Annotated in this window: 21 protein-coding genes; 11 read left to right on the top strand and 10 right to left on the bottom strand. The window is 73.0% G+C overall.

Annotated elements, in window-relative coordinates; genetic code table 11:
* Positions 1–399: a hypothetical protein gene (locus ACLFMI_RS16365; RefSeq protein ID WP_410948724.1), complete on the bottom strand. Its 399-nt coding sequence runs from the start codon at positions 397–399 to the stop codon at positions 1–3.
* A 206-nt stretch (positions 400–605) separates the two neighbouring features.
* Here ACLFMI_RS16365 and ACLFMI_RS16360 point away from each other — a divergent pair, with 206 nt between their 5' ends.
* The 5 genes from ACLFMI_RS16360 (at position 606) to ACLFMI_RS16340 (ending at position 2,848) form a co-directional block, all read left to right on the top strand.
* Positions 606–1,487, top strand: coding sequence for a phytanoyl-CoA dioxygenase family protein (locus tag ACLFMI_RS16360; RefSeq protein WP_410948723.1), 882 nt, complete (start codon positions 606–608; stop codon positions 1,485–1,487).
* A gap of 59 nt (positions 1,488–1,546) precedes the next feature.
* The gene (locus ACLFMI_RS16355; RefSeq protein WP_410948722.1) at positions 1,547–1,750 is read left to right on the top strand and encodes a DUF4177 domain-containing protein; all 204 of its coding nucleotides are present in this window, start codon (positions 1,547–1,549) and stop codon (positions 1,748–1,750) included.
* 79 nt (positions 1,751–1,829) lie between these two features.
* Positions 1,830–2,174, top strand: a complete 345-nt coding sequence (locus ACLFMI_RS16350; RefSeq protein WP_410948721.1) for a hypothetical protein — start codon at positions 1,830–1,832, stop codon at positions 2,172–2,174.
* Between the two features lie 28 nt (positions 2,175–2,202).
* Complete coding sequence (locus tag ACLFMI_RS16345; RefSeq protein WP_410948720.1) at positions 2,203–2,427, top strand: DUF2795 domain-containing protein; 225 nt, start codon at positions 2,203–2,205, stop codon at positions 2,425–2,427.
* A 229-nt stretch (positions 2,428–2,656) separates the two neighbouring features.
* Positions 2,657–2,848: a DUF1918 domain-containing protein gene (locus tag ACLFMI_RS16340; protein ID WP_410948719.1), complete on the top strand. Its 192-nt coding sequence runs from the start codon at positions 2,657–2,659 to the stop codon at positions 2,846–2,848.
* A gap of 94 nt (positions 2,849–2,942) precedes the next feature.
* On the opposite strand, the gene ACLFMI_RS16335 is transcribed toward ACLFMI_RS16340, so the two are convergent.
* The 3 genes from ACLFMI_RS16335 to ACLFMI_RS16325 form a co-directional block, all read right to left on the bottom strand.
* Positions 2,943–3,377, bottom strand: coding sequence for an SRPBCC family protein (locus ACLFMI_RS16335; RefSeq protein WP_410948718.1), 435 nt, complete (start codon positions 3,375–3,377; stop codon positions 2,943–2,945).
* Between the two features lie 79 nt (positions 3,378–3,456).
* The gene (locus tag ACLFMI_RS16330; protein ID WP_410948717.1) at positions 3,457–4,284 is read right to left on the bottom strand and encodes a phosphoenolpyruvate hydrolase family protein; all 828 of its coding nucleotides are present in this window, start codon (positions 4,282–4,284) and stop codon (positions 3,457–3,459) included.
* Positions 4,281–5,480 carry a Tm-1-like ATP-binding domain-containing protein gene (locus tag ACLFMI_RS16325; protein ID WP_410948716.1) on the bottom strand — a complete coding sequence of 400 codons (1,200 nt, stop codon included), beginning with the start codon at positions 5,478–5,480 and terminating at the stop codon, positions 4,281–4,283. Before ACLFMI_RS16325 ends, ACLFMI_RS16330 begins: the two co-directional genes overlap by 4 nt.
* A gap of 115 nt (positions 5,481–5,595) precedes the next feature.
* Between ACLFMI_RS16325 and ACLFMI_RS16320 the strand changes: the two genes are divergently transcribed.
* Positions 5,596–6,789, top strand: a complete 1,194-nt coding sequence (locus tag ACLFMI_RS16320) for a hypothetical protein (protein WP_410948715.1) — start codon at positions 5,596–5,598, stop codon at positions 6,787–6,789.
* A 65-nt stretch (positions 6,790–6,854) separates the two neighbouring features.
* Here ACLFMI_RS16320 and ACLFMI_RS16315 read toward each other — a convergent pair whose 3' ends face one another.
* The gene (locus ACLFMI_RS16315; RefSeq protein ID WP_410948714.1) at positions 6,855–7,934 is read right to left on the bottom strand and encodes a DoxX family protein; all 1,080 of its coding nucleotides are present in this window, start codon (positions 7,932–7,934) and stop codon (positions 6,855–6,857) included.
* 110 nt (positions 7,935–8,044) lie between these two features.
* On the opposite strand from ACLFMI_RS16315, the gene ACLFMI_RS16310 reads away from it, so the two are divergent.
* A complete protein-coding gene (locus ACLFMI_RS16310) occupies positions 8,045–9,004 on the top strand; it encodes an ROK family protein (RefSeq protein ID WP_410948713.1) in 960 nt (319 codons plus the stop codon).
* A gap of 43 nt (positions 9,005–9,047) precedes the next feature.
* Positions 9,048–10,754 carry an alkaline phosphatase D family protein gene (locus ACLFMI_RS16305; protein WP_410948712.1) on the top strand — a complete coding sequence of 569 codons (1,707 nt, stop codon included), beginning with the start codon at positions 9,048–9,050 and terminating at the stop codon, positions 10,752–10,754.
* Positions 10,755–10,773: 19 nt separating this feature from the next.
* Here ACLFMI_RS16305 and ACLFMI_RS16300 read toward each other — a convergent pair whose 3' ends face one another.
* Entirely contained in the window at positions 10,774–11,556 is a 783-nt protein-coding gene (locus tag ACLFMI_RS16300) for a maleylpyruvate isomerase family mycothiol-dependent enzyme (RefSeq protein WP_410948711.1), read from the bottom strand.
* A gap of 149 nt (positions 11,557–11,705) precedes the next feature.
* On the opposite strand from ACLFMI_RS16300, the gene ACLFMI_RS16295 reads away from it, so the two are divergent.
* Together ACLFMI_RS16295 and icmF are read left to right on the top strand one after the other, a co-directional pair.
* On the top strand, positions 11,706–12,008 hold the full coding sequence (locus ACLFMI_RS16295) for a hypothetical protein (protein ID WP_410948710.1): 303 nt from the start codon (positions 11,706–11,708) through the stop codon (positions 12,006–12,008).
* A 116-nt stretch (positions 12,009–12,124) separates the two neighbouring features.
* Complete coding sequence (icmF, locus tag ACLFMI_RS16290; RefSeq protein ID WP_410948709.1) at positions 12,125–15,439, top strand: fused isobutyryl-CoA mutase/GTPase IcmF; 3,315 nt, start codon at positions 12,125–12,127, stop codon at positions 15,437–15,439.
* A 24-nt stretch (positions 15,440–15,463) separates the two neighbouring features.
* Here the strand turns inward: icmF and ACLFMI_RS16285 are convergent, their stop codons facing one another.
* From ACLFMI_RS16285 to ACLFMI_RS16270, 4 genes are read right to left on the bottom strand one after another with little or no spacing between them, the layout of a single operon-like run.
* A complete protein-coding gene (locus ACLFMI_RS16285) occupies positions 15,464–17,050 on the bottom strand; it encodes a polyamine aminopropyltransferase (protein WP_410948708.1) in 1,587 nt (528 codons plus the stop codon).
* A 46-nt stretch (positions 17,051–17,096) separates the two neighbouring features.
* Positions 17,097–17,567: a DUF350 domain-containing protein gene (locus ACLFMI_RS16280; RefSeq protein WP_410948707.1), complete on the bottom strand. Its 471-nt coding sequence runs from the start codon at positions 17,565–17,567 to the stop codon at positions 17,097–17,099.
* A gap of 37 nt (positions 17,568–17,604) precedes the next feature.
* Positions 17,605–18,024, bottom strand: a complete 420-nt coding sequence (locus tag ACLFMI_RS16275) for a DUF4247 domain-containing protein (RefSeq protein WP_410948706.1) — start codon at positions 18,022–18,024, stop codon at positions 17,605–17,607.
* Positions 18,021–18,623, bottom strand: coding sequence for a DUF4178 domain-containing protein (locus ACLFMI_RS16270; protein ID WP_410948705.1), 603 nt, complete (start codon positions 18,621–18,623; stop codon positions 18,021–18,023). The genes ACLFMI_RS16275 and ACLFMI_RS16270 overlap by 4 nt, the downstream gene beginning before the upstream one ends.
* A gap of 189 nt (positions 18,624–18,812) precedes the next feature.
* Here ACLFMI_RS16270 and ACLFMI_RS16265 point away from each other — a divergent pair, with 189 nt between their 5' ends.
* Entirely contained in the window at positions 18,813–20,231 is a 1,419-nt protein-coding gene (locus tag ACLFMI_RS16265) for an MFS transporter (protein ID WP_410948704.1), read from the top strand.
* The last annotated feature ends 429 nt before the right edge of the window (positions 20,232–20,660 follow it).

Raw genomic sequence — 20,660 nt, 5'->3', positions numbered from 1 at the left:
TCAGCCGCGTAGCTCGCCGCCACTCTCGTCGGCACGCCCGGGCTCCGGCCGGTCGCCGGACGGCCCGCCGTGGATCAGCGCGGAGATCCGCTGCCGGCTGACCCCGAACAGCTGACCGATCCGGCTGATGCCCATCTCCTCCCGGTGCAGGGCACGGGCCTCCTCGCGGCGGAACCGGCTGCCGACGGCGCCCAGGTCGTCCAGGGCCTGAGTGATCGTCTCGACGATCAGCGGGCGGTCCTCGTCGAGCACGATCTCCGACCACGAGCGACCGGCGGCCCGGAGCTCGGCGAGCTCCGCGAGCCGGTCGGCGGCCGTCTCCAGGTCACCGACCGTCGCCGCCAACTGTTCGCGGAGCTCGCGCAGCGCCCGCACCGCCGGCTCCTCGCTCTGGCTCACGCGTGCTCCACTCGGTTCGTGTCCGGCCGGAACCGGTCATGCGACCACAACGATGCTGAAAGGAACCTGAAGGTCCCGGTGACCTGCCCACCATCGCCCGGAAAGTTCACGCGTCCGGGAACCCGGCACCCCGTCGCGAACGCCTTCCGGCGGCTGGTAGCTTGCGGTCCGCAATAGCTATTGCGGACCTCAGGAGCAGGGGCGAAATGATCACGGTCTATCTCAACCGGCAGGTCACCGACGACGAACGTCGGGAATCGCTGTTCGCCGGGGACTTCTACCTCTACAGCGGGAAGCCGGGCCCGCTCGCCCTGGTCGACCACGCGAAGGACTTGATCTCGGGGGCGTTCACGGGGCTCGACCCCGAGCGGGCCCAGTTCGAGCTGAGCGTGGAGGAGTTCGTCGGCCGGGTCGGCCCGCTGAAGGCGGAGTTCACCAACGGGGAGCGGACCAAGGAGCTGTGCCGGCAGTTCGCCCTCGACCTGGACATGGATCCGGAGCGGACCTACTTCGACATCCCGCGGCTGCGGGTCATCCCCGCCGACGACTTCCTGACCGCCGGTGTGAGCTACAACTACAAGGCCCACCGCGACATGTGGTACGGCCACCCCCAGCAGCTCGTGAACTACTGGACGCCGGTCTTCCCCGTCGTCGGCGACAACGTCATGAGCATGTACACCGACTACTTCGACAGGCCGGTGAAGAACGGCTCGAACGCCTACGACTACGACGAGTGGGTCTCCAACCACCGGTTCGCGGCGAACGAGAAGATCACGAAGGACGACCGCCCGCACCCGCTGCCGCTCGAAGACTTCCAGAGCCACGGCGAGATTCGCGTCGCCGGCGGGGCGGGTGACGTGTTCATCTTCTCCTCGAACCACCTGCACGCCTCCGCGCCCAACACCTCGGGCGTCACGCGGTTCTCCTACGACCTGCGCACGATCAACATCGACGACGTGCGGGCCGGCCGGGGGCCGCGCAACGTCGACAGCGGGGCCACCGGCACGACGTTGGGCGACTTCCTGCGCGTCTCCGACCTCACCCCGCTGCGCGTCGAGGACCTGGAGACCACGACCGCAGGCCGCTGACCGCGCTCCGCCTCCCGGCGGCGGGGAACCGGACGCGGTCCCGCGGACGTTGACCGGACATGAGCGGCTACGAGTACAAGGTTGTCGAGCTCCGCGAGGGCCTGGTCGGCGGCAAGATGTCCGGCGACAAGCTGGAGAAGATCCTCAACGACCACGCGGACAAGGGCTGGCAGCTGAAGGCCATCACCTCGGTCGAGGTCAAGGGCCGGATCGGCCCCGGCGGCGTCGACGGCATCCTGGTCACCTTCGAGCGACCGCGCTGACCCCACCGGCGGTGTCCACCAGGCCCGGACGGACCGGGTGTACGACGTGTGAGCTGCGCCGTACGTGGTATCCCGTTGCATGACCGACCGATCCGAGCTCCCGATCCCGGACTTCGACCACCTGCCCGAGAACGGGCTGGCGAACCGGATCCGCACCCTCGACGCCGCGGGCCTCGAGCAGTTGCTCGACTACGAGCGCGGGCACGCGAACCGGCTCCCGATCGTGCAGCTGATGGAGCAGCGGCTGTCCGACCTGCGCTCGGGCGACGCCGCCCCGACCGGTGGTGACCCGGCCGGCGCCCAGCCCGAGAAGCCGGGTGTCCCGGACCGCGGCTCGCCGGTGGAGGACGCCGACCAGCAGCAGTACAACCAGCCGCTGCGGCACGGCGTCGCCGGGCAGACCCCGAACCGGCCGACCCGCTGATCCGGCCGGCTGCGCGAGAGGAGACACCGTGACCCACCGCGACGATCTGCGCGTCGACAAGGCCCTGCAGGGCGCGAGCTTCCCCAGAACCCGCCAGGAGGTGCTCGACTACGCCCGCGAGCGCGACGCCGGGGAGGAGACCCTGGAGGCGATGCGCAGCCTGCCCGAGGGCACCTACGGCAACGCCGCCGAGGTCGTCGCCGCCGTCCCGCAGGAACCCGAGGGCGCCCGCCCCGGCGGCACCGAGCGCTGAAGCCCGGCCGTGCCCGGTCCTTGATCCCAGGCCGTTGATCCCGGCTACATCGGTCCCGGCCCGCTGCAGCTGCTCGGCGACGCCGTCGAGCGGACCCGACTGCGACTGACCCGTCGAGTCAACCGACCGGCTGCGCGCCGCGCACGCCGACGCGCCCCGGCTATCCGGCAGGACCGCACGCCGGATGGCATCCTGGACCATCCGCATCTACCGATCGGAAGGAGCAGCGATGCACGACACGGCAACGGTGGGCGACCGGATCGTCGTCGAGGCCGCGATCGTGGACCACGGTCGTCGGCAGGGCGAGGTGCTGGAGGTCATCAGCGGCGACACCGACCAGCCGCGCTACCGCGTGCGCTGGGACGACCGCAGCGAGTCGATCTTCGTTCCCGGGCCGGACGCGCGGGTCGAGCGCGGCTGAGCACACGTCGAGATCTCCGGTTGTGGAGCGTGGCGGTCGCATCGCGAACGTCCCCTTCCACAACCGGCGATCACGGCCGCGGGCAGGCGCCGCGTCAGGCGAAGCGCTCGGCCAACGCGGCCAGCCCCGCGCCGAACACACCGTTCGCGAACAGGTCGACCAGGTCGCCCTCGGCGTCGGCATCGGCGTCGAACTCGGTCCACCACTCACCGAAGGTGTGTCCCAGCGCGGTCACCGGGGCCAGCCGCAGCGTCGAGACGTAGCGCCGGACCGCGAACGGCGCCTCGAGGATCTCGTAGGTGACCGCGTGACCGCGCTCGTCGAGGGCCAGCAGCTCCTCGACGACCACGCCGCCGTCGCCGAGGGTGAGCCGGCGCTGCGCGCCGACCTCGGCACCCGAGGCGCCGCGCACCAGCTCGCCGGTCTCGATCGCCGGGTGCCAGCGGTGGATGCCACCGAAGTCGCGGACGTGCGGCCAGACCTCGGCCAGTGGCGCCGGGATCACGGCGCTGGAGTACGGGCGGGGCATCGGTGCTCCTGTTCGGACGGGGACTACTCGGGGCTCGGGGTGCGAGGCCGCCTCGGGGTGCGGGTCCGTCGCGGGGTGCTCATCGCCGTACCGCGCTCTTGAAGGCCCGGGTCTGCTCGGTCAGCGCGGTCTCGGTGGGGAGCCGCTCCATCGACGACGCCCCGTAGAAGCCGTGGCAGTGCCGCGCCCGGGCGAGCACGTGCGCGGCGTCGTCGGGCATCGCGATCGGGCCGCCGTGGCAGAGCACGAGCACGTCGTCGCGGACCTCGAGCGCGGCCTCCGCCCACTCGTCGACCAGCGTCACGCAGTCATCCAGGGTCTTCGCGGTCTCCGCTCCGATCGAGCCACCGGTGGTCAGCCCCATGTGGCAGACGACGATGTCCGCCCCGGCCCTGGCCATCGCCCGGGCGTCGTCGGCGGAGAACACGTACGGCGTGGTCAGCATGTCCTTCGCCCGCGCCGCGGCGACCAGGTCGACCTCCAGCGCGAACCCCATCCCGGTCTCCTCCAGGTTGGCCCGGAACACGCCGTCGATCAGCCCGACGGTCGGGAAGTTCTGGATCCCGGCGAAGCCGAGCGAGACCAGCTCGTCCAGGAACCGGTCGGTGAGCAGGAACGGGTCGGTGCCGTTCACCCCGGCCAGCACCGGCGTCCGGCGGATCACCGGCAGCACCTCGGCCGCCATCTCGACGACGACGTCGTTGGCGTTGCCGTAGGCCAGCAGCCCGGCCAGCGACCCGCGGCCGGCCATCCGGTAGCGGCCGGAGTTGTAGATGACGATCAGGTCGATCCCGCCGGCCTCCTCGCACTTGGCCGACAGCCCCGTCCCGGCCCCGCCGCCGACGATCGGCTCGCCGCGCGCCGCCATGTCACTGAAGTGCTCCATCAGCTCGCCGCGACGCTTCATGCCTGCACCTCCCGCCACGCGGCGAGCACCGCGTCGGCGAACTCGGGGTCGTTGACGTGCCGGGGCACCCGGCGCACCCGATCCGGCCGGGACACCCCGGACTCGATCGCGGTGAACAGCGCGGCGTCGGCGTCCGGGTCGTGGAACGCCTGCCCGGGCGCGTCCAGTGCGGACACCCCGTCCTCGGGCAGCAGGAACAGCCACGGCCCCCTCAGCGCGTCCAGCTTGCGCGCCAGCCACTCCCCGATCATCCGGTTCTCCGCGGCCGTGGTCCGCATCAGCGTCACGTTCGCGTTGTGCTCGTAGCACAGCCGCCCGGCGAACCGCTCCGGGACGGTCGCCGGCGTCCCGAAGTTGACCATGTCGAGGGCACCGCAGGACCCGATGTAGGGCACCCCGACGCGCGCGACGGCGTCCAGCCGGTCCTCGCCGGCCGCCATCACCCCACCCACCAGCAGGTCGGCGACCTCGGTGGTGCTCAGGTCCAGCACCGAGTCGACCAGGCCGTCGTCGACGAGCTTCTCCATCGCCGCGCCGCCGGTCCCGGTGGCGTGGAAGACCAGCGCGTCCACCTCGTCGCCGAGCCGCTCCCGGACCTGCGTCACGCACGGGGTGGTCACCCCGAACATCGTCAGGCCCACAGCCGGGAGGTCGTCGCCGACCGCCGGCGCCGGCGCGGCGATCGCGCCGGCCAGCATGTGCGCGGCGTTGCCCAGCACCCGGCGCGAGATCCGGTTCAGCCCGGCGACGTCGGTGACCGAGTGCAGCATCGCGATGTCGCCGGCGCCGACGTAGGGCGCGGTGTCCCCGGAGGCCACCGTGGACACCATCACCTTCGGCACCCCGATCGGCAGCGCCCGCATCGCCGGGGTGACCAGCGCGGTGCCACCGGAGCCACCCAGCCCGAGCACCCCGCCGACGTCACCGCCGGCGTGCCGGCCCAGCAGGTAGGCGCGCAACGCCTCGGCCATGGCCGCGACCGCGCTGCCCCGGTCGCCGGTGAACACCGCATCCGGGCCGCCCGGGTGGTGCGCGGCGATCTCGGCGGCGCCGACGTCCGGGCCCGGTTCCGCCGTACCGGAGGTCGAGACGTCGACCCGCCGCACCGCGACACCGGTCGCGGCCACCAGGTCGGCCACATGGGCCAGCTCGGTGCCCTTGGTATCGTGCGTGCCGATCACGTACGCGGTCCCCACGACCGGAGTTCTACCGGTTGTGGCGCCTCCGGGCGAGGGCCGCGCCACCGATGCTCGTCCGGAACTGCCCTGATCGGCGCAGTGACCTCGCGGGCGGTGAGGTCGTTGGAGAGACATGCTCGGTCAACCCGACGACCCTCGCGGTGTCGTCCTCCCGCTCGACGGACGGCCCGGCGGTGCCGACGTCGGGACACCGGAGCGCAACGGCGACGCCCGCAATGCCCGCAACAGCCGCGACGGCGGCCCGCCCGCACCGGCTCCGGCCGGCCCGGCGCTGCTGCTGAGCTGGCGCCCGGAGCGCCCGGACGCCGAGCACCGGCACTGGGGTGCCGCGGTCACCGCGTCGAGCGAGCTGGCCCGCCGCCTCGCCCGCCCGGGCGCCGCCCGCGGGCCGGAGGGCGGGCTGACGTTCCGGCTCGCGCTCCCCGAGGCCTTCGGCGCCGAGCCGCTGCTGCGGCTCGGCGGCGCGGAGACCGTCCCGGGGCCCGCCGGACCGTCGGCGCTGCTGCCGGTCGACACCCCCGGTGCCGGTCCGGCGCCGGGGGCCGGGCTGGGCCTGCTCGCCCTGACGACGGCCGTCGAGATCGCCACCACCGGTACCCAGCGCCGGGTGCTCGACGAGCTGACCGGTGCGGTCACCGACCTGGCCCCGAGCTGCCGGGCCCGGCTGGACTCGCGGCTGGGGGCCGCCGAGGAGGCGCTGCGCGACGCGCAGACCGAGCTGCTCGAGAACGGCGTGCTGGGCTCGGGCGGCGGGCTGGACACCGCCGTCGCGAACCTGTCGGTGCTGCGGCACCAGACGCACGCCTGGATCGCCGGCTGGGAGCGCGTGGTGGCGGCCGCCGACCGGAGCGGGACGCAGGGGATCGGCCTGCGCGAGCAGCTCGGCGAGGTCGGGAAGCTGGGCTGGACCGGGTTCCCCGGCGCGGTGCACGGCGCCTACCAGGCGCTCGTGCTGGACGCCCGGCGCCTGGTGCTGACCGCCGCCGACCAGCTGCTGCGCTCGGCGAACCGGCCGCTGACCGCGCTCCGCCCGCTGATCGAGTCGGACCTGGCGGGCCGCGCCGCGGACGTCGGGCGGCTGCACCGGCTGCTGACCGGCCTGTCGACGCTGCCGCTGACGGTCCGCAAGCGCTCCGGCGGGATGATGCCGAACCTGATCGCCGACCAGGCGTCGGCGAACGCGCGCACCCAGGCCTTGTTCACCCGGATGGCGAACGCGCTGCACCCGCCCGCCTGGTCCGGCGCCGTCGTCGTCGAGGTGCGGTCGCGCGACACCGGCGAGCTCCAGGTGCTGCGCCCGGCCTGACGGCCCCGGACACACGACCGCCCCGGCCCGTTGCCGGGTACCGGGGCGGTCGGGTGCCGTCGGAGCTAGCGGGCGGCGGCCTTCGCGCGCTTGCGGGCGTCCTTGGCGGCGCCCTTCGCGTTCTTCGCCGCCTCGGCGCCTGCCACCGACGCGCGGTCGGCGAGGTCCGACCCGAGCTTCGCGGCCTGGGTCTGGGCCTGGTCGGCGAGCACGCTGAGCCGGTCGGCGTACTCCGGAGCGCGCTTCTCCGCCCGGGCGACGGCCTTCTGCGCCTGCTGCTCCCAGCGGGCCCGGCGCTTCTCCGCCTCCTTGATCCACCGGTCGCCCTTGCGACCGGCGGCCTTGCGGTAGTGCCTGCCCTGCTTGTCGACGGTCTTCTGCAGCTTGGCGCCGCGCTTCTCGACCTGCTTGGCCCGCTTCTCGGCCCGCTTCCCGGCGGCCTCGGCGGTCTTCGACAGCTCGTCGGACCAGGTGGAGGCCCGCTCCGACACGGTCTCGCTCAGGTGCGCGGCCCGCTCGGACGCCTGCCCGGAGAACTCGGCGGCCCGCTCACGGACGGTCGGGCCGTGCTCGGCGACGGCCTCGGAGACCTTGTCCCGGGCCCCGGAGGCGGCGGCCGCGAGCGACGTGCCGGCCCCGGTCAGGCCGGCCGCCCACTGCGCACCGGTCTCGGCGAGGTCCGGCGTCTCGGTGGAGGAGAACGTCGCCTGGGCCCGCTCGGCGGCCCGGCGGGTCCGGTAGGCGTGGGACGGCTTGCCGTGGGTGTCGGAAGCCGCGATGAGCAGGCCACCCAGCAGGCCGACGTTCTTCAGGAAGTGGATCTGCTGCTCGTTGCGCTGCTGCGGGTCGGTCTCCTCCCAGAAGCGGTGCCCGGCCAGCGTCGTCGGGATCACGGAGGCGGCCAGCGCGGTGGACGACAGCCGGGGGAACTTCCCCACCGCCAGCAGCGTCCCGGCGGCGATCTTCACGCCGGCGTCCACCTTGACGAGGGTCTCGTTGTCCGGGCGCCGCTGCAGCGGCGCGTTCTCGACCACCTTGTCGACCACCGGGGCGGCCTGGTCGAACACCGGCCGGGCCACCTGCGCGTGACCCTCGGGCTGGCGGAGAGCGTTCACGCCGCCGTAGATGAACACGGCCGCGAGCATCGGGCGGGCAACTCGTCGCAAGACTGGCATGGGGCACCTTTCCCCGGTCACCACGTCCGCAAACCCGGGTCGGTGTGGCACGACGACCGTAGGGTCGCAATCATGCCCGGGTGACGAACGGACGGCGGGCGATCGGGATCGACATCGGGGGAACGAAGGTCGCGGGAGCGATCGTGGGCGAGGATGGCACGGTCCACGCCGAACTGCGGCGCAACACCCCGGACACGTCGGACGCGAACACGATGAACGACCTGTTGCGGGACATGGTCGAGCACCTGTGCGCGGACGAGGCGGGCGAGGGCGTGTGCGCCATCGGGGTGGGCGCGGCCGGCACGGTGGTGTGGCCGGTCGGGCGGATCCGGTGGGCCCCGAACAACAGCTACCGGGACTGGGACGTGCGCGGGTTCCTGGAGGGGGCCAGCGGGCTGCCCACCGTCGTCGACAACGACGGCAACGTCGCCGGGCTGGCCGAGGCCAGGCTCGGCGAGACCCGTTACGACGACATGCTGTTGCTGACCGTGGGCACCGGCGTCGGCGCCGGGATCGTCCTCGGTGGACGGATCTACCGCGGCCCGCACGGCCTCGGCGCCGAGGTGGGCCACATGAACGTCAACCCGGACGGGCCGCAGTGCGGCTGCGGCAACTACGGCTGCCTGGAGGCCCTCGCGTCCGGAACCGCGCTGACCAGGATGGGGCGCAGTGCCGCCGCCGGTGACCCGTCCGGGTTGATCGCCACGCTGGCCGCGGAGTCCGGCGGGGAGGTGGGCGGCGAGCACGTGACGAGGGCCGCGATGGCCGGCGACGTCACCGCGCAGACGCTGTTCCAGCGGCTCGGCCGGGCACTCGGCATCGGGATCGCCAGCCTGAACGCGATCTTCGAGGTGGAGGCGGTGGTGATCGGTGGCGGCCTGGTCGACACCGGTGAGCTGCTGCTCGCGCCCGCCCGGCGCGCCGCCCACGAGTTCGCCTACGCGCCCACCGCGCGGCCGATCCCGCCGGTCCTGCCGGCCGCTTTCAGGAGTGACGCCGGCAAGATCGGCGCCGGGCTGCTGGCCCTCGAGGAGAGCTGACCGGGCCGGTCCGGTCCCGCGGGACGGGGCTACGCTCGGCCGGGTGACACTCCTGCTCGGCCCGGTGCTGCGCCACGTCGACGAGACGACCGCGACGGTCTGGGTACAGACCGTCGGCCGGTCCCGGGTGGAGATCCTGGGCTGCCGGGCCGACACCTTCGAGGTCGCGGGCCTGCACTACGCGCTCGTGCAGGTGACCGGGCTGGAACCCGACACCCGCACCCCGTACGAGGTGCACGTCGACGGTGTCCGGTGCTGGCCGCAGCCGAACTCGCCGTTCCCGCCCAGCGCGATCGCGACCCGGGGACCGGCCACCGAACAGCACCAGAAGATCGTGTTCGGGTCCTGCCGGTACGCCAAGCTGGCCGACCCGAAGCTGGCCCGGCAGTACGGCCTGGACGCCCTCGACGCCTACGCCGCCCGGATGGCGGCCCTGCCGCCGGAGCAGTGGCCGACCGTCCTGCTGCTGCTCGGCGACCAGGTCTACGCCGACGAGCTGACCCCGCAGAGCCGCCGCCGGATCGGCGTGCGCACCGAACGGCACCCGGAGTGGCCGGACGACGAGATCGTGAGCTTCGAGGAGTACTCCGGTCTCTACCGCGACTCGTGGTCGGACCCCGAGATCCGCTGGGTGCTCTCGACGGTCCCGACAGCGATGATCTTCGACGACCACGACGTCCGCGACGACTGGAACACCTCCGGCGCCTGGCGGGCGACGATGGCGCGCGTCCCGTGGTGGCGGGACCGGATGCGGGCCGGGCTGGCCTCGTACTGGGTGTACCAGCATCTCGGCAACCTCACCCCCGCCGACCTCGCGGCCGACCCCGACTGGCAGGCGGTGCAGGCCGCCGAGGGCGACGTGTGGCCGCTGCTGCGCGAGCGGGCCGACCGGTGGGACGCCGAGACCGGGCAGGGGCCGGAGCGGCACAAGGACGAGCGGTTCTCCTACTGCTGGCAGCTCGGCCGCACCCGGCTGATCGTGATCGACTCACGGAACGGCCGGATCGTCGAGTCGACGCCGCGCAAGATGGTCTCCGACGGCGAGTTCGACTGGATCACCGAGCAGGCACTCGCCCCGGGAGCGATGGACCACCTGGTACTGGGCACCTCGATCCCGTGGCTGCTCCCGCAGGTGATCTCGGACCTGCAGGCCGCTGTGGAGAAGGGCGGGAACGGCACCGGGCGGGTGGCCCGGGCCGCCGAGTGGGCCCGCCAGGAGGCCGACCTGGAGCACTGGCCCGCGTTCGGGCACTCGTTCGCGCGGATGGCCGAGCTGATGCGGCAGGTGTGCCGGCCACGCGGCGGCGACCCGGCACCGGCCACGGTGTCGGTGCTGTCCGGGGACGTGCACCACAGCTACGCGGCCACCGCCGACGTGCACGACCACCTCCCGGGTGACCGGCCGACCGCCGGCCCGGACGGGACCCGGATCCACCAGCTGACCTGCTCACCGGTGCACAACGTGGTCCCGGGATTCATGAAGGTGCTGTTCCGGATCTCCTGGTCCCGGCTGATCGCCCGGGCCAGCAACCGGTGGGCCCGCGACACCGGCTCGGACCGGGCGGGCGTCACCTGGGAGCGGACCACGGGGCCGTTGTTCGGCAACCTGATCGCGACCCTGGAGCTGGACGACCGGCGCGCCGTCGTCCGGTTCGAGCGGCCGCGCAGCGCGTCCGCCCTGGACACCAGGGCCGAGGTCGTCCTCACCCCCACAGCACCCACCCCCCGTCCCCGCGTTGTGGAGCCTTGACGCGGGCGGGTCGGTCGGCTCAGAAGTCGGTGCGCGACAACCAGGTCCGCCAGAGGTCCGGGTCGCCGAGGACCTGCAGGCGGTCGTCGTCGGCGGGGATCCGGCGCAGGATCCCCTGCAGCAGGTCCGCGGCCCTCCCGCGGACGGCGGCATCGCCCTTGCCGTGCCCGTGCTCCCAGACGATCCGGCCGCCGTCGGACCGGATCATCCACTCGCCGGTCACGCCGAGCGCCTCGTCGGTGGCGTGCAGGTGCAGCGTCGCGGCGTCCGCCAGTGCCGGCTCGTCACCGGCCGGGCGGGAGGCCAGCAGGCCGAGCCACTCGGAGACGCCGTCGGCGGCGAGCTCCGGGGAGATCTCGAACGGCACACCGAGCGCGATCGCGGCGTCCGCCCGGTGCACCGTCGACTCGTGCAGCCGGCGACGGATCCACCAGGCCGCCGGCTGCGGTCCGGTGAACGTCCAGACCGGGGCCCCGCGACCGGCCGCGACGACGGCGTCGAGCAGCTCGGTGGCGCCGTCCCGCAGCCACTGCGCGGCGACGTCGAGCCCGCCCTCGGGCGGCTTGCCGCCTGCCACCTCCCGGGGGTTCAATGCCTCGGTCGCGCCGGTGGCGACCATCTGCGCGGCCCAGCGGTGACCCCGGCCGACGTGCCGGAGTAGTTGCACGACACTCCATCCCGGGCAGGTGGGCACCCCGGTCTCCGGGTCCACGCCCTCGAGCAGCGCGGCCAGGCGGTCGTTCTCGGCGACGAGCACGTCGGCGTACGGGTCGATGGCGGTGCGATCCGGTGTCGTGGACATGAATTCCGGCTCCCGGTCTCGAAACTGTCGGTCACCGTCCCGGCGCGTCGTGCATGCTGATCTTGCCGGTCGGGTAGGTATAGATCATGCCGCCTCACCGCGACTGGACGCGACGGGGCGCGGGGCGTGCGCTGCTGTACTGGCCTCTGGTGGCTTTCCTGCTCGCGGCGGCCTTCCCCGCGCTCGCGGTGCCGCTCGTCCTCGGATCCGGATTGACCCTGCTGCTGCTCGGTGTCGTGGGCAGGATCCTCGGGAAGAGATGGCGGGCCCGCAAGCTGGCCCGGGCCCGGAGTGCGGTCGACGGGGTCGCGCACGGCGAGCTCGCACACGGCGCCGCCGCCCACCGGCCCACCGCCGCCTGGCCGACCGGCCGGCACGCCCGGCCGCGGCGCGTGGCCGGGCCCGACGAGGAGGCGGTGCATCCGGTCCGGCCCCAGCCGCACGCGGCGTGACCCCTTCCCGGTGATCGCAGTGTGACGGCGTCCCCGTTTGCTTGTACGTCCAATACTAGGATGTCAAAGTAAATCGAGCCGGGACCCCACCGTCCGCCCGGCAGGAGGAGCCGGTCATGGCCAGCAACGGAACGAGCAGCGGCGCCGATTCCGAGCTGCACGTCCCCACCCACCCGGTCCGCTTCGTCACCGCGGCCAGCCTGTTCGACGGGCACGACGCGGCAATCAACATCATGCGGCGGATCCTGCAGCGCCAGGGCGCCGAGGTGATCCACCTCGGGCACAACCGCTCGGTGGACGAGGTCGTGACCGCCGCGATCCAGGAGGATGTCCAGGGCGTCGCCATCTCCTCCTACCAGGGTGGGCACGTCGAGTACTTCTCCTACCTGGTCGAACTCCTGCGCGAGCGCGGCGCCGGGCACATCAAGGTCTACGGCGGGGGCGGCGGCGTGATCGTTGCCGAGGAGATCGAGCTGCTGCACTCGCGCGGCGTCGCGCGGATCTTCTCCCCGGAGGACGGCCAGCAGCTCGGCCTCCCCGGAATGATCAACCTCATGATCCGGGACTGCGACACGGACCTCCCGGCCGAGCCGCCGTCGTCGGCGTCGACGGTGTCCATGGTCGGCTCCGCAAGCTCCGCCTTCGCAAACGGGGTGTTCTCCGGCGAGACCGCGACGCTGGCCCGCGCGCTGACGCTCGCCGAGGCCGGCCGGCTTCCGGACGAGGTGCGATCGGGGATCGAGGGCTCCGAGCGCTCGGTGCCGGTGCTGGGCATCACCGGCACCGGTGGCTCGGGCAAGTCGTCGCTGACCGACGAGCTGGTCCGCCGCTTCCGGCTCGACCAGGAGGACAAGCTGCGGATCGCGGTGCTGGCCGTCGATCCGACCCGGCGCAAGGGCGGCGGCGCGCTGCTCGGCGACCGGATCCGGATGAACGCGTTGTCGGGTGGCGCGCCCGCCGGCGCCAGAGGCACCGACAGCGTCTTCTTCCGCTCGCTCGCGACCCGCGGCAACGACGGCGGCTCGCTCCCGGAGCGGCTCGGCGACACGATCTCGGTGCTGCGCTCGGCCGGGTTCGACCTGGTGATCGTCGAGACGCCCGGAATCGGCCAGGGCGACGCCGGCATCGTCCCGTTCGTCGACCACTCGCTGTACGTGATGACGCCCGAGTTCGGCGCCGCGTCCCAGCTCGAGAAGATCGACATGCTGGACTTCGCCGACGTCGTCGCGATCAACAAGTTCGAGCGCCGCGGCGCCGAGGACGCCCGCCGCGACGTCGGACGCCAGCTGGTCCGCAACCGCGAGGAGTTCGGCGCGAGCTGGGAGGACATGCCCGTCTACGGCACCTCGGCCGCGACCTTCAACGACGACGGCGTCACCGCGCTTTACCAGCACCTGCGCGACCTGCTCGGCGAGGACGGCCTGACCGTCGGCGAGGGCCGGCTGCCCGGGGTCACCACCAAGACCTCGTCGGACTACGCCGCGGTGATCCCGCCCGAGCGGGTGCGCTACCTGGCCGAGATCTCCGAGACGATCCGCGGGTACCACGCCGACACCGAGACGCACGCCCGCGCGGCGCGCACCCGCCAGCACCTGCGCACCGCGCGCGAGCTGGTCGGCGAGTCGGTCACCGACGCGCTGGACAAGGCCGACAGGGAGCTCCCGGCCGCCTCGGCCGAGCTGCTGGACGCCTGGCCGCAGCGGGTCGAGGAGTACTCCGGCGACGAGTACGTCTACCACGTGCGGGACAAGGAGTTCCGCACGACGCTGACGAGGGAGACGCTGTCCGGCAACAAGATCCGCCGGGTCGCGCTCCCCCGCTACGACGACGACGCGGAGCTGCTGCGCTTCCTGCGCCGGGAGAACCTGCCCGGCTACTTCCCCTTCACCGCCGGCGTCTTCCCGTTCAAGCGGGAGGGCGAGGACCCGGCCCGGATGTTCGCCGGCGAGGGCGACCCGTTCCGCACCAACCGCCGGTTCAAGTACCTCTCGCAGGACTCCGAGGCCAAGCGACTGTCCACCGCGTTCGACTCGGTGACCCTCTACGGGCACGACCCGGACACCCGGCCCGACATCTACGGCAAGGTCGGCACCTCCGGCGTCTCGATCGCCACGCTGGACGACCTCAAGGCGCTCTACGACGGCTTCGACCTCTGCTCACCGACGACGTCGGTGTCGATGACGATCAACGGCCCGGCCCCGACGATCCTGGCCTACTTCCTCAACACCGCGATCGACCAGCAGGTGGACGCGTTCCGCGACGAGCACGACCGGGAGCCGGACGCCGCCGAGCGCGGGGACCTGACCGCCTACGCGCTGGCGAACGTCCGGGGCACGGTGCAGGCCGACATCCTCAAGGAGGACCAGGGCCAGAACACCTGCATCTTCTCCACCGAGTTCTCGCTGCGGATGATGGCCGACATCCAGGAGTGGTTCATCGCGCACAAGGTGCGCAACTTCTACTCGGTCTCGATCTCCGGCTACCACATCGCCGAGGCCGGGGCGAACCCCATCTCGCAGCTGGCGTTCACCCTCGCGAACGGCTTCACCTTCGTCGAGAGCTACCTGGCGCGCGGGATGGACATCGACGAGTTCGCGCCGAACCTGTCGTTCTTCTTCTCCAACGGCATGGACGCCGAGTACACCGTGCTCGGCCGGGTCGCCCGGCGTATCTGGGCGGTGGCGATGCGCGAGCGCTACGGCGCGAACGAGCGGTCGCAGAAGCTCAAGTACCACGTGCAGACCTCCGGCCGGTCGTTGCACGCGCAGGAGATGAACTTCAACGACATCCGCACCACGCTGCAGGCGCTGTGCGCGCTCTACGACAACGCGAACTCGCTGCACACCAACGCCTACGACGAGGCGATCACGACCCCGAGCCAGGAGTCGGTGCGCCGCGCGATGGCCATCCAGATGATCATCAGCAAGGAGTGGGGCCTGTCGCTGAACGAGAACCCGCTGCAGGGCTCGTTCGTGATCGACGAGCTGACCGACCTGGTCGAGGAGGCCGTGCTCCGCGAGTTCTCCTCGATCGCCGAGCGCGGCGGGGTGCTCGGCGCGATGGAGACCGGCTACCAGCGTGGCAAGATCCAGGACGAGTCGATGCTCTACGAGCACCGCAAGCACTCGGGCGAGCTGCCGATCGTCGGCGTGAACACCTTCCTCAAGCCGGAGAACGGCGACTCCGAGCCGCAGGAGATCGAGCTGGCCCGGGCCACCGAGGACGAGAAACGCTCCCAGCTGGACCGGCTGGAGGACTTCCAGTCCCGGCACCGCACCGAGGCCGAGCAGGCGCTGCGCCGGCTGCAGGACGTGGCCACCGGCGACGGCAACGTGTTCGACGAGCTGATGAAGGCCGCGCGGGTGTGCTCGCTGGGGCAGCTGACGACCGCGTTCTTCGAGGTCGGTGGGCAGTACCGGCGCAACATGTAGGCCGGGCGCCGGGTTCTCCGATCGCTACCGGCTCCAGCCCTGGCGCAGGTCGCGGACGATGCGTGGGTGGTCCAGCGTGCTCGGCGCGAGCTGCTGCGGCCGCCGATCCCGGGGGAAGACCGCGGCGGCCCGCAGGACGGCGTCGTCGAGGTAGCGCATCCGGGGCGCTCGCGCCGAGAGCTCCGGCACCGGCGGCGCCGGGCCGACCTGCGCGAGGGCGAACCCCCAGTCCCCGAAGCTGGGCACGTGCACGTGGTACGGCGTGACGGCCATCCCGGCGGAGGTGATCGTGGACACCGTGCGCCAGTACGCGGCGGGCGTCGAGTACGGGCTGCCGGCCTGCACCACCACCAGCCCGCCCGGGTTCGCCGCGGCACGCACCAGGCCGTAGAACTCGGTGGAGTAGAGCCGCCCGAGCGCGGGGGTGTCCGGGTCAGGCAGGTCCACGATGACCGCGTCGAAGCCGGCCGTCGCCGGGCCGGTCCGGGCCGCCCGCTCCCGGAGCCAGCGGAACGCGTCGTCGGCGACCACGTGCATCCTCCGGTCGCGCAGCGCGTCGCCGTTCAGCTCGGACAGCCGGGTACGGCCCAGCTCGAGCACCGCCGGGTCCAGCTCCACCTGCACCACCTCGCGCACCGAGGGATGGCGCAGCACCTCGCGCGCGGCCAGCCCGTCGCCGCCGCCCACGACGAGGACCCGCCCGGGGTCGCGGGCCAGAGCCGGATGGACCAGCGCCTCGTGGTAGCGGTACTCGTCCGGGCTGGAGAACTGCAGGTCACCGTCCAGGTACAGGCGCACGTCGTCGCCGCGCTGGGTGAGCACGATCTCCTGGTAGTCGGAGCGCTGCGCGACGACGACCGGATCGGCGTAGAGCCGCTGCCGCGCGCTCGCCTCGATGTCGCCCGCGTTCAGGATCAGCCCGCCGAGCAGGGCGGCGGCGACCAGCAACGCCGCGGTCGCGCCTCGCCGTGCCCGCCGGCTCATCGCCGGGCGCAGCAGGACCGCGGCCAGCACCGCGGCGGCGACCAGGTTCACCACACCGGTCAGCGCCGCGCCGCGGATCTGCCCGGCCAGCGGCAGCAGCAGGAACGGCCAGGCGAGCCCGCCCAGCAACGCCCCGGCGTAGTCCGCGGCGTTCAGGTCGGCCAGCACCCGGCCGGTGGCCGCCGCGTCCGTTCCGGGACGGTCGGACTGCAGCAACGTCATCAGCAGCGGCACCTCGGCGCCGACCAGGGCGCCGAGCACCGCCGTCGCGACGACCAGGACCACGGTGTCCGTGCCGTAGTAGGAGAACGTCACGTAGAGGGTGACCGCGGACAGGCCGCCGAGCAGCCCGAGCAGGATCTCCACCGCCACGAACACGGTGGCCGCCCGGGCCAGCAACGGCTTGACCAGCAGCGCGCCCGCACCGAGCGCCGCGACGTAGCCCGCGACGATCAGCGAGGTCTGGGTGATCCCGCCCCCGGTCAGCCCGGCCGACAGGGTCAGCAGCACCAGCTCGTAGGTCAGCCCGCAGGCGGCGCACGCCGCGACGGCGGCGAGCAGCAGGGCGCGCCCCCGGCGGCCGAGCGCGGGCGGCGCCGGCGGCGGCTCGGTGACCGGAGCTGCCATCGCTCGTCAGACTCCCTCCGGGAAGGGCCCGGCCCGGGTCGGGTGATCAGGACAGCGCGGCAGCGTTCACCGCGCCGATCGCCACCAGGCTGAACCCGACCGCCCACGCCGCGCCGTTCAGCCGCGGCTCGTTGACCAGGTTCCGCAGGTGCCCGGGCACGAACAGGTCGAGCAGCCGGAGCGCGAGTGCCTGCAGCACCACGCCCAGCAGACCGTAGACCACCGAGTCGACCAGGCCCTGGGCGAGCGCGTCGGCGCTGGTCAGGATCGCCGTCACCACGATGATCGCCAGTGCGAGGTGGTTGGCGCCCAGCAGCACCGCCGCGTTCGGGTTCCGGTCGGTGTAGACCTGGGTGCGCAGGTCACCCGGGGTGAGCAGGTCGAGGGCCAGGAAGCCCAGTCCCAGCACGGCGAAACCGATCACGAAGTAGAGCAGGGTGGCGATCACCCCCTGACCGAGCAGCTCGCCCGAGACCGGTCCGAACTCCACTGCCAGATCCGTCGTGTTCGTAGTCACCTGTCACTCCTGGGGGTCGCCGGTCGGGCGAGGTCGGTCATTTCACGTCTCCCGGGCCACCGCCCAGGGTGCCGCCGGCCGGCGAGCCCGGACGGAATCCGGGCACCCCGAGGAACAGGAAGCCGCCGCGGCTGAACCGGCCGTCGAGATCCTCGACGCGGACGGTGCTCCCGGCGGCCGCCGGGCTGACGATCACGATGTCGTCGTCGTAACGCAGGTACTCCGAGCCGCCGTCGGTCGCCCGGGAAGCCGGGGACACCGCGCCCGCGATGGCCGCGGTGGTGCTGCCCACCGGGTCGTCCGAGGCGTAGACGGCCGTGTCCCCGGTGCGGTCCTGCAGGCGGTAGCTGTCGTCGATCACGTCCCGGACGTCGGCGCCGAGACCGCAGCCGCCGAGCAGCCCGCAGGCCAGCAGCCCGCACGCGAACAACGCCCCGGCCCGGAGCCGCCCACTCATTCGGGCGGCGCCGAGTGGAGCACGGTGAGCTCGCCGCGGGAGATCGCCCGGCCGGTGGAGACCTCCCACGACTGGGTCGCGGCCCAGCGCTCGAAGGCGAGCAGGCCGGTGCCGTCGGCGGTGGCGTAGTCGGCGTAGTCGACCGACCCCGTCGCCGAGGTCCCGGTGGTGCCCTCGGCGGTGAAGGACGCGCGGCCCCGCTCCACCTGCCGGTGCACCCGGTCGTCGAGGACGACGTCACCGTCCGGGACGAGCCCGGAGGCGTCCTCGCGGCGCGTCCACAGGGTCATCTCCAGCTCGCCCTCGTCGTCCTCGACGCTGAGCCAGCGACGGCCGGTCGAGGCGTCCAGCAGGTGCTCGCGCCACCGCGCGCCGCCCTCCTCCAGCACGATCGTGCCGCGCACGACGTGGTCGGCCCCGGCGTAGGTCACGACGTCACCCACCCCGATCCGGTGCGGGTCGTAGAGACCCGGCTCGTGGGCGAGCGGATCGGCCCGTCCGTGCGCGGGCGTACCCGCCGACGACCGCGACCGCTGCACCAGGACGACGACGGCGACCACGGCGACGACCGCCAGTAGCACCAGCAGGATCTCGATCACGAAGCGACTCCGCGGTGGGGTGAAAGGTCCGCCGTGACCCTATCGTCGGCAGCGTCCGGTCGATCGCGAAACGCGCGGATCGTTACGGACCGGCTCGATCGGGCCACCCGCGGGCCCCGGCATCGATTTGAGTTGCTTTACCCAAAGCAACTACTGTGACGGCATCCCCTCCGGAAGGTGACGCCGTTCGTGTCCGAGTCCGTCCGCGACGTCCGTCCCGGCGCGCCCACCCCGGGTCCGCCCGACGGCGGCGCACCGCTCCCCCGCCGGCACCTGGTCTTCGGCGTGGTCGCCCTTGCCCTGCTGATGTTCTCCCAGGACCAGACCTCGGTCGCGACCGCGCTGACCACCGTCAGCGAGGACCTCGGGGCCGGCCTCGCCTGGACCGGCTGGATCGTGACCGGCTACGCCGTCGGGCAGATCCTGGCGCTGCCGCTCGGTGGCCGGCTGGCCGACCAGTTCGGCGGGCGCCGCGTCTTCCTGTGCGCGGTCACGGCCTACGCCCTGCTGTCCTGCCTCTGTGCGGTGAGCGGCGCGATCGGCCCGCTGATCGCCTGCCGGTTCCTGCAGGGCGTTGCGGGCGGGGTGATGCTCCCGGCCGCCAACGGCATCGTCGCCCACCACTACGGCCGGGACCGCGACCGCGCGCTCGCGCTGTTCACCAGCGTGTTCCCGATCGGCGCGATCCTCGGTCCGCTGGTCGGCGGGCTCGTGCTCACGGTGTGGTCGTGGCATGCGATCTTCCTGGTCAACGCGCCGCTCGGTCTGGTGCTGGTGGTCGCCGGCGTGTTCCTGGTGAGCGACCCGCCGCGCCGGCGCCCGGAGCGGGTGGACGTGCGCGGGATCGTGCTGCTGCTGAGCACGCTGGTGACCGCGATGGTCGCCGTCTCCGCACTCGGAGCGATCGGGACCGCGCCGGCCGGGCTCGCGATCGTCCTGACCGCCGCGGTCCTGGCCGTGACCGGCGGGTACGGCTTCGCCCGGCACGCCCGGAGCCGGACCGACGCCGTGGTGCCGTGGCGGCTGCTCACCGGCCGCGGGCTCGGCATCATGAACGTGACGAACGTGCTCTTCGGCACGGCGGTGGTCGGGTTCTCGGCCCTGCTGCCGCTCTACGCGCAGACCCGGTACGGGCTGGCCCCGCTGGCCGCCGGGGCGCTGCTCACCGGCCGGGCGGTGGGGACGATCGCCACGTCCGCGGTGTCGGTCGCGCTGCTGCGCCGGACCGGGCACCGGCCGCTGCTGCTCGTGGGCATGGGCGTGATCGTGCTCGGGCTGGCGCTGACCGCGGCACCACCGGTGGGCCCTGCCGAGACCTGGCTGCTGCTCGCGGCCACCGTCCTCGGCCTCGGCACGGGGCTCGCCGGGCCGGCGGCGAACAACGCCGGGATGCACCTCGTCCCGGGCGACGTCACCGCGATCACCGGCCTGCGGATCATGTTCCGGCAGGTCGGCGGGATCGCCGCGATCTCGGCGACGACGGCGGCCGTGGCCGCCTCGGACGCCCCCGGATTCACGGGGGCGATCGCGATGGTCGTGCTCGCCGGCCTCCTCGCGGGCGTCATGCTGCTCGCGGCCCGCATCCCCAACCACCGGGGCCGGTGGTGACCGACCCCGCCCGGTGAGCGCTCGATGCCCGCCCGCCCCGACACGGACGGACACCGGTCATCTCAGCGACGGGTCCTGCTGCGCCGCCGCCCACGGTTCCAGCCGCCGAGGATGCCGACGGCTTCGACGAACGATTCGGCAGCCTTGGAGAACTTGCGACCGGCCTTCTTCATCGGGGTTCCTTCCAGGGATTCCGGTGCTGGGGGCCGTTCCACGCTCTCAGATCACGATCCGGGCCGACCGCGGGGTCACTGGGCCGAACAGATGACCTTTCGACACCAAACCCTTCCGGATCGAACGAACCTTCACCCGATAGGACTACCATTGTGCGGCGTGTCCGAGTGGTCCCCTCCTTTCGGAGCAACGTCGCGGGCGTCCAGCCGCACCCACGCGTCCATCAGGGGGTGATCGCCCGTGTCCGCCCGGCGG

Origin of the sequence: Pseudonocardia nantongensis (genome assembly GCF_046546495.1) — a bacterium.
GTDB lineage: Bacteria > Actinomycetota > Actinomycetes > Mycobacteriales > Pseudonocardiaceae > Pseudonocardia > Pseudonocardia nantongensis.
The sequence above is the reverse complement of the archived record's forward strand: the minus strand, read 5'-3'. Positions and strand labels throughout refer to the sequence as shown.